The 10898-nt window shown below is 43.2% G+C and carries 14 protein-coding genes; 5 read left to right on the top strand and 9 right to left on the bottom strand.

The window, feature by feature from the left end; translation table 11 throughout:
- Positions 1–133 precede the first annotated feature (133 nt).
- The 4 genes from FHQ23_RS12200 (at position 134) to FHQ23_RS12185 (ending at position 1776) form a co-directional block, all read left to right on the top strand.
- Positions 134–616 (top strand): hypothetical protein, encoded by a 483-nt coding sequence (locus FHQ23_RS12200; RefSeq protein WP_139614556.1) that lies wholly within the window; start codon positions 134–136, stop codon positions 614–616.
- Positions 617–720: 104 nt separating this feature from the next.
- Positions 721–996, top strand: a complete 276-nt coding sequence (locus FHQ23_RS12195) for a DNA/RNA non-specific endonuclease (RefSeq protein ID WP_139614555.1) — start codon at positions 721–723, stop codon at positions 994–996.
- Between the two features lie 77 nt (positions 997–1073).
- Positions 1074–1436 carry an immunity protein YezG family protein gene (locus FHQ23_RS12190; RefSeq protein ID WP_139614554.1) on the top strand — a complete coding sequence of 121 codons (363 nt, stop codon included), beginning with the start codon at positions 1074–1076 and terminating at the stop codon, positions 1434–1436.
- Positions 1437–1497: 61 nt separating this feature from the next.
- The gene (locus FHQ23_RS12185; protein ID WP_139614553.1) at positions 1498–1776 is read left to right on the top strand and encodes an immunity protein Tsi6 family protein; all 279 of its coding nucleotides are present in this window, start codon (positions 1498–1500) and stop codon (positions 1774–1776) included.
- Positions 1777–1878: 102 nt separating this feature from the next.
- Here FHQ23_RS12185 and cysB read toward each other — a convergent pair whose 3' ends face one another.
- The 9 genes from cysB to rplY form a co-directional block, all read right to left on the bottom strand.
- Complete coding sequence (cysB, locus tag FHQ23_RS12180; protein ID WP_139614552.1) at positions 1879–2850, bottom strand: HTH-type transcriptional regulator CysB; 972 nt, start codon at positions 2848–2850, stop codon at positions 1879–1881.
- A 21-nt stretch (positions 2851–2871) separates the two neighbouring features.
- Positions 2872–3945, bottom strand: coding sequence for a 23S rRNA pseudouridine(2605) synthase RluB (gene rluB, locus FHQ23_RS12175; RefSeq protein ID WP_176552327.1), 1074 nt, complete (start codon positions 3943–3945; stop codon positions 2872–2874).
- Positions 3946–3984: 39 nt separating this feature from the next.
- Positions 3985–4605: an L-threonylcarbamoyladenylate synthase gene (locus tag FHQ23_RS12170; protein WP_139614551.1), complete on the bottom strand. Its 621-nt coding sequence runs from the start codon at positions 4603–4605 to the stop codon at positions 3985–3987.
- A 117-nt stretch (positions 4606–4722) separates the two neighbouring features.
- A complete protein-coding gene (gene rnm, locus FHQ23_RS12165; RefSeq protein ID WP_139614550.1) occupies positions 4723–5604 on the bottom strand; it encodes an RNase RNM in 882 nt (293 codons plus the stop codon).
- Positions 5605–5705: 101 nt separating this feature from the next.
- Positions 5706–6263 carry a cell division protein ZapC domain-containing protein gene (locus FHQ23_RS12160; RefSeq protein ID WP_176552326.1) on the bottom strand — a complete coding sequence of 186 codons (558 nt, stop codon included), beginning with the start codon at positions 6261–6263 and terminating at the stop codon, positions 5706–5708.
- Positions 6264–6389: 126 nt separating this feature from the next.
- On the bottom strand, positions 6390–7739 hold the full coding sequence (gene folC / locus FHQ23_RS12155; protein ID WP_442805433.1) for a bifunctional tetrahydrofolate synthase/dihydrofolate synthase: 1350 nt from the start codon (positions 7737–7739) through the stop codon (positions 6390–6392).
- A 6-nt stretch (positions 7740–7745) separates the two neighbouring features.
- Complete coding sequence (gene accD, locus FHQ23_RS12150) at positions 7746–8645, bottom strand: acetyl-CoA carboxylase, carboxyltransferase subunit beta (RefSeq protein WP_139614547.1); 900 nt, start codon at positions 8643–8645, stop codon at positions 7746–7748.
- Positions 8646–8741: 96 nt separating this feature from the next.
- Positions 8742–9527 carry a tRNA pseudouridine(38-40) synthase TruA gene (truA, locus tag FHQ23_RS12145; RefSeq protein WP_139614546.1) on the bottom strand — a complete coding sequence of 262 codons (786 nt, stop codon included), beginning with the start codon at positions 9525–9527 and terminating at the stop codon, positions 8742–8744.
- 101 nt (positions 9528–9628) lie between these two features.
- Entirely contained in the window at positions 9629–9913 is a 285-nt protein-coding gene (gene rplY, locus FHQ23_RS12140) for a 50S ribosomal protein L25 (RefSeq protein WP_132966487.1), read from the bottom strand.
- A 326-nt stretch (positions 9914–10239) separates the two neighbouring features.
- Between rplY and FHQ23_RS12135 the strand changes: the two genes are divergently transcribed.
- A complete protein-coding gene (locus tag FHQ23_RS12135; protein ID WP_139614545.1) occupies positions 10240–10854 on the top strand; it encodes a DedA family protein in 615 nt (204 codons plus the stop codon).
- The last annotated feature ends 44 nt before the right edge of the window (positions 10855–10898 follow it).

Raw genomic sequence — 10898 nt, 5'->3', positions numbered from 1 at the left:
GGTAAATTTGAAGAAGCTTTTGATATGGATATTAAAGACATAAAAGATAAATTTGGTGATAAATATGATGATGCAATTGAGCAATTGAGAGAGTGGTATAAAAAGAATGGTATATTTTAAATTATTATAAAACATGAAATACATAATTAAACCTTTGGTTTCGGTTGGGAGTTTTATTTTTAATGAACAACGCAGTAATATTATTCAACTGATTAATCTTCGTTTAAAAGGGACAGAACAAAAACAACACAGTATAAACAATTATATTATTGATGATTATGAAGGATTACTTGCATACTATAATGAACATAATAACCGATTGTTTTATGTCCTTTTTGTACCAAACCTCGAGAATGAGTTAATTTTTGATAAAAAAAATTTGTTTAGTTTGACTAGTCAAGAATTATTTGAGTTGTTAAGTACATATGATAGTTTGACGGTAGAAGATTATGTAGGTTTCGGTTCTAAAAAACTAGGGATTGATGTTTATAGCCCCAACTTCACCGATGACAATAATGCTTCAATTGAAGGTATTAGCTTCGCTATAAAAGGTTACTTTGATTCTATATATGATGATATTCCTCTCAATATAGATCAGTTGCAAGCTAAAGTGTAAACGATTTTACCAAAGGTGTAAAAGAATCTACCTTTGGCGACGTAGCCGCCGTAAAAAGTATATTGACAACTGGCGGTACAGCGCAGGATTGGGTAGCTGCCGTAATGCTATTGACACCGAGTGGCAAAAAAAGTGGTAGTAACAACCATATTGTAGAACCCCACGGCAAAGTAAAAGGCGATGCAGATGGAGGTATCAAACCAAAGACAGTGATGATGGTGGTACATCACCAGAAAACGGTTGGAAAAAATGATGGAAGATTAGATAATGATCATGGAAGGCATTTAATTGGAGACCAATTTGGAGGCTCTGGAGGCAAAGATGATTTAATCCCAATGGATAAAGATGTTAATAATTGTTATAAAGAAGAATATCGATAAATGGAAAGAACAAATAAATTAATTCAATTCTTGAAATTGCAGTAAAAAATATTGGTTCTAATGTTGAATGGGATTCAATGACACTGAATGCGTTTGTTATAAACAAAATGGTTGAAATTACTGCGTTTTACACCACAGAAGAACAGCATAATTATTTTAATCCTAAAAATCAAGGGCAGGTTACTCGTGATGAGGATTTAACATTTTTATTTAAAGATTTAAGGGAAGAAATGTATTCTATGTCTTCTGACAAAGGTGCATGGTTTACTGCATATTTTACCGTTAAAAATAATGGACAATTTCAAACTCATTTTGAATATGAGGAAAAACCAGAGTTTACTTATGCGCCAAGCAAAGAAAAATATATCGACGATTTAAATAAATTTCCACGAGAAAAATCATTAATTCCGCAATGGCTAAAAAATATTGTAAATTCTTAAAACTATAACCGCTCCCGGGCAGTTTTTATTTTAGCGAAGCAGAATTTGGTTATAGAAAATAATGATAAAAGATAAAGCAATAGATATTGTTGTATATACATTGGAAAAATCGTTCGAAATTTTACAAAATAATTCAACCTGGCAGCCGATAGTTTCAGTAAGAAATCAGTTGAAATATATTCTTGAGGCACTCAGAAATGAGAATGACAGATTTAAGTTAAATGAAATTGATATTGGTCTATATGTAGTTAGAGAATTTGAAAATGATTATAATGATTTTGCAGATAGGCTACACGAAGTGTCAGGAATTTGTAGACTAATGATAAAAGGCAAACTGTAATGAAATGATTGGGGTAAGAAATACCCCAATTTTAATGAACGATTTATATGCAAATGATGTTATTAGCAAAGAAAAAGTTCGCCCTGCTCTTCTCATGTTAACTTAACGCATTTCTAATTCAATATCAGCGAATAATTTTTGAATCGCATGATTATTCGGCAATCGCTCCGCCTGTTCGACCATCGGTCGGGTTAGGTGCTCTGAAAAATAATTAATAAAATCATACATATAATGGCGTAAAAAAGAGCCTCGTTTAAAGGCTATTTGCGTGCTGCTCGGTTTAAACAGATGTGACGCATCAATCGCCACCAAATCCGTATCTTCCTGAGTATGCGCCATCGATGCCATAATGCCAACCCCCAATCCCAAACGTACATAGGTTTTGATCACATCGGCGTCGGTTGCCGTGAATACGATATTCGGCAAAATACCGCTGCTGCTGAACGCCTGTGACAGATCGGAAGCGCCGGTGAAGCCGAAGGTATAGGTCACCAATGGATATTTTCCCAACTCTTCAATCGTAATATTTTTGCAATTGACCAAAGGGTGATTGCGTTTCACAATCACTGAACGGTTCCAATTGTAGCAAGGCAGCAGTACCACGCCTTCAAACAGATATTGCGCTTCGGTGGTAATAGCCAGATCCACTTCTCCCGACAGCAGCGCATCATAGATTTGTGTTGGTGAGCCTTGATGAATTTGCAGGCTGACGTCCGGATAACGGCTTAAAAATCGATCAACCACTTTAGGCAATACATAACGTGCCTGAGTATTGGTGGTCGCAATCCGCAAAACGCCGTGATCAGGACGGGTATATTCATCGGCAATCGCTTTAATACTTTGGGTTTTTGCTAGCAACTCGCGTGCAATGGCAATAATTTTGCGTCCTTCGGTAGTAATGCTTTTAATGTGTTTGCCGTTACGTTCAAAAATCTCAAGCCCTAGCTCCTGCTCTAATAACCGCACTTGCTTACTGATACCCGGCTGCGAGGTGTACAGCGCTTCGGCTGCGTCGGTAATATTCAAATTTTGGTTGGCGATCTCAACGATATAGCGTAGTTGCTGAATTTTCATCCGCTGTTCCTTTATTGATTTTTATCGATCATGCCGTTGACGGCGGCTTGAAGGCTGTCCTGAGAAACGTTTAACCGCTTTACGAATTTTAGCGGTTTTCATTCGACGACGCTGAGTGTGCTGCTCGATTTTGCTTTCAGTTTCCGGCGGCAAACCAACCAAATCGCGCAGATAGTTGACGTCTGTCAATGCCATCTCTTGCCAGCCACCACGTGGCAACTGTTTTGACAAGCTGATGTTGCCGTAGCGAATACGAATCAAGCGACTGACCTGGATCCCTTGCGACTCCCATAAACGGCGAACTTCACGGTTACGTCCTTCAGTCAAAGTGACATCAAACCATTGGTTGATCCCCTGACCACCGCCATTTTTAATGCTTTTGAACTGCGCCAGACCATCTTCCAGCTGCACACCTTTGCGTAAACGAAACAGCATCGCATCATTGACTTCGCCAAACACACGCACCGAATATTCGCGCTCGATCTCGCGACTTGGGTGCATCAAACGGTTCGCCAATTCACCATCAGTGGTAAACAACATCAAGCCAGAAGTATTAATATCCAAGCGTCCAACGGCAATCCAACGAGAACCGTTTAGGCGTGGTAAACGGTCAAAAACCGTTGCACGCCCTTCGGGGTCATGACGGGTGCACAGCTCGCCTTCCGGTTTGTAATACATCAACACACGGCAAACCTGTTTTTGCACCGCAATCAGATTGATTAACTGACCGTCAATCCGAATTTTGGTATCACTACGCAGTTCAACCCGATCGCCTAATGTCGCCAGTTCACCATTCACACTGACACGGTTTTCGGCGATGATCGTTTCAATTTCACGGCGCGATCCCTGTCCGGCACGTGCCAGAATTTTTTGCAGCTTCTCACCGACTACTTTGGATTTCGTGGTGGTATTACTCAGCTTAGTATCGGTTTTAGGCTTTGCTGCGATTTTCGGATGTTGTAAATGCTTAGGTTTATTTGTAGCTTGTGGTTTTGCCGTTGCCGAGCTAGCTTTAGCTTTATGCGCTGTGCGTTTCGCATCAACACCTTTGACATGTGTTGCCGTTTTGTTTTTGTTGATTGGTTTTGGTTTCATCTATTCCTCTGTGTCACCCTCACGGGTGTCAATTATTGATCATTCAAACGGAGTTGCCGAACCGTTGCCGACTCGGATAATTTGCGGTGTATCTTCGGTCAAATCGACCACCGTCGTTGGTTTTTGCCCTAAGTAACCACCGTTAATAATTAAATCTACCTGTTTTTCCAGTCGATCACGAATCTCTTCCGGATCGTATTGGGTCTCTGCTTCGCCGGGCAAAATCAACGAACAGGATAAAATCGGTTCGCCTAACTCCGACAATAAACTCAAGGCGATTTTATTGTCCGGCACGCGGATACCGATGGTTTTACGTTTTGATGTCATCAAACGACGTGGCACTTCTTTGGTTGCGGTCAAAATAAAAGTGTAATGTCCCGGCGTATTGTTTTTAATCAAGCGATACGCCACATTGCTGACGATCGAGTAATTAGACAGCTCGGATAAATCACTACAAACCAGCGTAAAATTGTGCCCTTCTGCTAACTGACGAATCTCGACAATGCGATCCATCGCATGTTTTTCGCCGATCATACAACCCAACGCATAGCCGGAATCGGTCGGATACACGATGACGCCGCCACTGCGTAAAATTTCAACCGCTTGTTTAATCAATCGCGGCTGTGGATTATCGGGGTGAATATAAAAAAACTGACTCATCGACTTCTCTCTATCTTATGCCTAACGGCGAAAACAGCTAAATTTCTTGGCGGATTATACGCTATATAACTAAAAATAATAAGTGGTTTTCAGTTTTGCCCCACAGCAATAGTAACACTAAACCGCACTTTGCGTGAAAAGCGACACAAAATCAGGTGCTTGCCAAACGGGTTTTGCGATTGTTGGCAACCAGAGATTTTTACCCAATTCAATCCAACCACACGGATAGTGAAAATCCGATCCTGCTGATGCCAATAGTCCCAGTTCGTTCACCCATTTCGCCAAATTGTGTCGTTGATCCGGCGATTGTCCGCTGTGCGCCACTTCCACCGCATTGCCACCCCATTGCTGAAAATCGCTCAATAAACGCAACAACCATTTGCGTGTCAACGGATAGCGCAATGGATGTGCACAAACCGACACACCACCAGCTTGATGAATAACACGATTCGCTGTTTCAATATCGCACCATTGTGCACTCACATAACCTGACTTGCCTTGTCCTAGATAGCGTTTAAAGGCTTGGGCTTCATTTTTGACCTGACCGATTTGCACTAAATAACGAGCGTAATGCGCACGTGTGACCTCACCGCCAGCAAGAGATTTAGCGCCGGCATAAGCCTGTTCAATACCGCACTTTTCCAATTTTAAACCAATTTCTTCTGCTCTTTTGTGACGAAGTTCTGCCTGTTGTGCCAAAAGTGCGGTCATCGCCGGATGTTGGTGGTCGAAGCCTAAGCCAACAATATGAATTCCACGATTTTGCCACAAGGTCGAAATTTCAACGCCGTTAATCAGTGTTATCTCATGCTGTTGTGCCGCAATTCGAGCCTCATCTAAGCCGTCAACCGTATCATGATCGGTCAATGCTAACATTTGAATCCCCTTCTCTGCTGCTCTGGCAATCACTTCTGTCGGCGTCAACACACCGTCAGATCGATTACTGTGGCAATGTAAATCAATCGAAGAGGAAGAAAGGGTTAAATTTTCTGGTTGCATGATATTTTCTCATTATTTTTTTCATTACCGATATGACAGAAAACGCTTGTCGGCATGATGAGTTTCTATTTATAGATTTAATGGTAAGTAACCGATTGAAGTTAAGCAGATTGTTGCTGAAAAATAGCCGGTGACATCTCCAATGGTAAGACTTGCAAGCGGTTATTAAAGATTCGCAGCGGCTGCCCAAATTGTCGTTGCAGCCCCGCTAAATTCAACGCTGCCTCTAACAGCAAACAGTCAGCAACTTGCTCATCACAATTCAGTAACAGCAAGTTAATCGGCTGTCCAGTCTGTTTAACCACGGTTTGTACGATCGAGGGGATGGGTGTGGCATGATAATCGAATACCGACGCCGTAGCAGCAAACTCAAAAAACCAACTTTTTGCTTGGCTTGGCAATAAAAACTGACGCGCACCCGTTGCGCTATAAGCGATAAACTCGTGCTGCTCCGGCTCAATCAGGTTGCTGTATTCCAACAGCTCAATCACTTGATTATAAAACAGAAAATCCTCTGCCTCACAATCATTACGACCCAACGCACTATAATTTAGCACCTCGCGTTTTAAGGCAGTCGGTATTTTTCGTCGGGTCGCTTCCGAGCAAAGCATCAAGCAATCCTGCGCTTTGTCATACTCCCAATAAAAAAAACCATTCATCTGCATTATTGCTATCGCCTAATTCACTGCTGCTTATTTAACTGTGGCTCTATTCTATCGGTATCCTACCTGTTTTCTTTTTATACGGCTACTTTTTTATCCGCTTATTTATCAGCTTGCCGCCCGTCAAACCGCACTTTTTGGTTCCAGCAATGCTAAAAACTCAGCTACAGTAAAAAATGAGCCAAAAATCAACAGCAATTCGTCTGCCTGCATATTACACAATGCTGTTTTGACCGCTGCGGTAACACTCGGTGAGGTGATTGCAGTTTGCCGTTGTTGCAGCGTCAATACCCCTGCGACCGCACTTTTCAACTGTTCAGCGCTCTGTCCACGATAACCGTTAAGATCGGCGAAATACCACTGCTGAATAGCAGCTGCCAACGGTTCAGCCACTTGCACGGCATCTTTATCTTTTAACATCGCAAAAACCGCAGTGACTTTGCGCTTGTGTTGTGTATTCAGTTGTTGTAGTTTTTGCGCCAAATAACGTGCGGCATGCGGATTATGCCCAACATCCACGATCACCTGTGGCAAATAGGCTAGCGCAAGCTGCCATTGCTCTGCTAACGGTTGCAAACGCTGCGCTGAAATCGTTTGAAAACGCCCACTTAACGCCACTTGTGTCAGGGTATTAACAATATTTTCCACGCTAATTTGAAATGGTAAACAGCAACACACCGCTAACGCAGTTGCCGCATTGGCGAGCGGAATCTGTGGAATCGGCAGCTGTTGCCAAAGTACGGTCGGTTGTTTGTTCAGTTGGCTTTGCCACTGCCATGTCTTACCATTTTCGCTGTATGACCAATCTTTATCACGACAAAACAGCTCACAGCCAATTTCAGCAGCGTATTGCGCGACTGAATCAGGAATATTGGCTTCACCGATCACCGCACTTTTGCCGGCACGGAAAATTCCGGCTTTTTCATAACCAATTTTTTCGCGGTTATCGCCTAAATAATCCACATGGTCAATATCGATTGAGGTGATCACACTAATGTCGCTATCAACAATATTGGTGGCATCTAAACGTCCGCCTAGCCCGACTTCCAGAATCACCACATCCAGCTGCGCCTGTTTGAATAGATACAGCGCCGATAAGGTGCTGAATTCAAAATAGCTCAAGGATTCACTTCGGTTTTGATCCAAAAAATAAAACGATGCGCTGTGTGCCGCTTCCGGCAGCTCTTGATTTTGGATTCGGACACGTTCGGTATAGCGCAACAAGTGTGGTGAGGAATATACACCAACACGGTAACCGGCATTCAACAACAGCATTTCCAGCAGGCGACAGGTTGTGCCTTTGCCATTGGTGCCGCCGACGGTGATCACAAACGGCGCCGGGCACAGCAAATCCAACTGTTCGGCAACCCGCTTGACCCGTCCCAGCCCCATGTCAATCACTTTACTGTGGCTCTGTTCAATATAACAAAGCCACTTCTCCAATGAAGAGGTGGCTTGTAGCGATGATTTCATCATGGGTTAATTTTGCGCTTCCTGTTCCACCAATTCCGCTTCTTTGAACGGTGAAGGCTGGCCACAGAGTTTAGATAAAATACTGGCTAGGGTGTTGCGCATCTCCAAACGGTTGACAATCATATCGATCGCCCCTTTTTCGATTAAAAACTCACTGCGTTGGAAACCTTCCGGCAATTTTTCACGTACTGTCTGCTCGATCACTCGTGGACCGGCAAAACCGATCAGCGCTTTCGGCTCAGCAATATTGATGTCGCCCAGCATCGCAAAACTAGCGGAAACGCCACCCATGGTTGGATCAGTCAACACTGAAATATACGGCACGCCCGCTTCTTTCATTTTCGCCAACACCGCACTGGTTTTCGCCATCTGCATTAGGGAGAACAGCGCTTCTTGCATCCGCGCACCACCACTGGCGGAAAAACAGATTAACGGCCAGCCGTTAGCCAAGGCCGTTTCCGCCGCTTTGACAAATTTGCCGCCGACCACCGATCCCATCGATCCGCCCATAAAATTAAAGTTAAACGCCGCAACCACCACCGGCAAATCATAAATTTTGCCTTGCATCACGATTAACGCATCTTTTTCGCCGGTCTGTTTTTGCGCAGCACTGATGCGATCTTTATAACGTTTTAAATCCTTGAATTTTAAAATATCTTCCGGCTCAATTTCTGCCGCCAACTCTTGAGCACTGTTTTCATCCAATAACTGCAGTAAACGCGTTCTCGGATCAATTCGCATATGATGACCGCACTTTGGACAAACTTCCAAATTACGAACCACTTCATCACGATATAAAACTTGTTCACAAGAAGTACATTTGGTCCAAATTCCTTCCGGAACATTCGCCTTTTGACTACTGCTGCTTACTGAAGTTTTACTAAAAATTCTTTCAATCCAACTCATTTGTTAACCTTTCATGATGATTTATCGGAGGGTTCAATGCGAGGTATTACACCACATTTATCACTTTTTTTATACATTTTTCCAAATTTAACCACATCAATCCGCTAAAAAAAGCGGCCCAAGCGGCGTTTGCGGCAGTGCAAAGCGTGGCGGATAAATCGCCTGCACCAAATACAAGCCTTCGGCCTTCGCTGTTGCCGCTGCTAAAGTGCGGTCTTTTTGCTGTTGTAACCAAGCCATCCATTGCGGTGGTTGATTGCCGTTGCCGACTTCGATCAAACTGCCGACAATATTTCTAACCATATGATGCACAAACGCATTCGCTTGAATATCCACTATCACAAATTGCCCTAGCCGACTGACATTCAAATGCTGCACATTACGCCACGGTGAATGCGACTGGCATTGCGCTGCGCGGAATGAACTGAAGTCTAATTCGCCCAATAATGCCTGTCCGGCTTGGTGCATTTTTTGCTCATCCAACGGTTGATGATAGTGAGTTAAGCCATTGGCTAAAATTGCCGGACGCAACACATTGTTATAAATCAGATAACGATAACGCCGTGCCGTCGCACTAAAACGGGCATGAAAATCGTCATCAACCGACTTTGCCCACTTGACTTTCACATCACCCGGCAAATTGGCATTCACACCGAGTGTCCAAGCTTGCGGCTGGCGAATGGCAGTGGTTTCAAAATGTACCACCTGACCGGTGGCATGCACCCCTGAATCTGTTCTGCCAGCGCAAAAAACCGAAACCGGATGGGCGGCAACTTGACTCAAAGCAGTTTCTAATGTCTGTTGCACGCTTTTAACGGCTTGCTGGCGTTGCCACCCGAAATAACGACTGCCGTCATATTCAATTCCCAATGCAATTTTCATGTTTGCCCCGCCATCCCTTGACTACCATTTTGCCTGTTTAGATATGAAAAAACACCAAACAATCTAAGATTGCTGGTGTTTTTCAGATCACACGTTAAAAATTATACGCGTTTGAAGTCCAAGTGCGCCAATTTCGGTTTGAACGGGTGACGTTGTACCGCTTGGATTTTCACTGCAACTTCTTTGCCTTCGATCACTAACGTGATCACATCGCTGTAGAAATTGTCATGGGCTTGAGCATTGTTTAATTCATCGTGGTTCAATGTGATAGAAACCGGCGCTTCGTTACCACCGTAAACGATCGCAGGGATTAAACCAGCATGACGCAGACGGCGGCTCGCACCCGTACCTTGCGCTTGACGAACTTCAGCATTAAATTTGTACATATTAAATTTCTCTTTTACTATGAAACGCTATCACGTTTCTCTATATTAAGGATTGCAGGCGACCCAACAATCCCGACAAGTATGGCTTAAGCCGCTCGCAGCGAACTCAAGGGCGGTTATTCTAGTGAATTTTCTCTCACAACGCAAATAAAAACCGCACTTTATCGCCTGTTTTCTCTATTTGAGGTCAGTCACTCAATTTTCTGTTGTCAATCTCTTTTTTATGATGGTAATTATCACTAAAAAAAGGCACAATAACGTCGGTATGCAATGTTATCTCGATGAAATATCTTCATCGTTTCGCTAACTAGAACAATGGATTAACTGTGCAATTTTTTATTGATTTCTTTACTAATTACGGCTATTTCGCCGTATTTTTCGTTTTGTTGTTGTGTGGAATGGGCGTGCCGATTCCGGAAGATATTACGCTGGTATCCGGTGGAATTATTTCCGGATTAGGCTATGCTAATCCGCATTGGATGGTGGTGGTCGGAATGATCGGCGTACTGTTCGGCGACTGTTTGATGTATATGCTTGGACGGTTTTACGGGGTAAAAATTCTGCGTTTTCGTCTGATCAAACGCTTTATCACCTTTAAGCGGCTGAAAATGGTTAAAGATAAATTTGATCGCTACGGCAATCGGTTGCTATTTTTCGCCCGCTTCCTACCCGGCTTGCGAACGCCGGTTTATATTATTTCCGGCGTCACTCGCCGTGTGGGTTTCATCCGTTTTTTACTGATTGATTTCTTTGCAGCGATTATCTCAGTACCGTTTTGGGTCTATTTGGGGCATCATGGGGCAGAGAATATCGACTGGATTAAAGCCCAGATGCGTCATGGTCAAATGGGGATTTATCTTATTTTGGCAGCCGTCGTCATTTTTGTCGGTTTCAGCTATTGGAAACGCAAACGTAAACAACGCGAAGAACAAAATTTATAATTGAATCCAAAAAATGGCTGTATCCAAACAAAAAGTGCGGTTGA

The sequence above is a fragment of the Testudinibacter crocodili genome, assembly GCF_006228025.1.
In the GTDB taxonomy this organism is placed as follows: Bacteria; Pseudomonadota; Gammaproteobacteria; order Enterobacterales; family Pasteurellaceae; genus Chelonobacter.
This window is presented reverse-complemented; position numbering and strand designations above follow the sequence as displayed.

Coding starts and splice junctions, on each gene's coding strand:
- FHQ23_RS12200 (WP_139614556.1), top strand. CDS start 134: ATGAAATACATAATTAAACCTTTGGTTTCGGTTGGGAGTTTTATTTTT.
- FHQ23_RS12195 (WP_139614555.1), top strand. CDS start 721: ATGCTATTGACACCGAGTGGCAAAAAAAGTGGTAGTAACAACCATATT.
- FHQ23_RS12190 (WP_139614554.1), top strand. CDS start 1,074: ATGACACTGAATGCGTTTGTTATAAACAAAATGGTTGAAATTACTGCG.
- FHQ23_RS12185 (WP_139614553.1), top strand. CDS start 1,498: ATGATAAAAGATAAAGCAATAGATATTGTTGTATATACATTGGAAAAA.
- cysB (WP_139614552.1), bottom strand. CDS start 2,850: ATGAAAATTCAGCAACTACGCTATATCGTTGAGATCGCCAACCAAAAT.
- rluB (WP_176552327.1), bottom strand. CDS start 3,945: ATGAAACCAAAACCAATCAACAAAAACAAAACGGCAACACATGTCAAA.
- FHQ23_RS12170 (WP_139614551.1), bottom strand. CDS start 4,605: ATGAGTCAGTTTTTTTATATTCACCCCGATAATCCACAGCCGCGATTG.
- rnm (WP_139614550.1), bottom strand. CDS start 5,604: ATGCAACCAGAAAATTTAACCCTTTCTTCCTCTTCGATTGATTTACAT.
- FHQ23_RS12160 (WP_176552326.1), bottom strand. CDS start 6,263: ATGAATGGTTTTTTTTATTGGGAGTATGACAAAGCGCAGGATTGCTTG.
- folC (WP_442805433.1), bottom strand. CDS start 7,739: ATGAAATCATCGCTACAAGCCACCTCTTCATTGGAGAAGTGGCTTTGT.
- accD (WP_139614547.1), bottom strand. CDS start 8,645: ATGAGTTGGATTGAAAGAATTTTTAGTAAAACTTCAGTAAGCAGCAGT.
- truA (WP_139614546.1), bottom strand. CDS start 9,527: ATGAAAATTGCATTGGGAATTGAATATGACGGCAGTCGTTATTTCGGG.
- rplY (WP_132966487.1), bottom strand. CDS start 9,913: ATGTACAAATTTAATGCTGAAGTTCGTCAAGCGCAAGGTACGGGTGCG.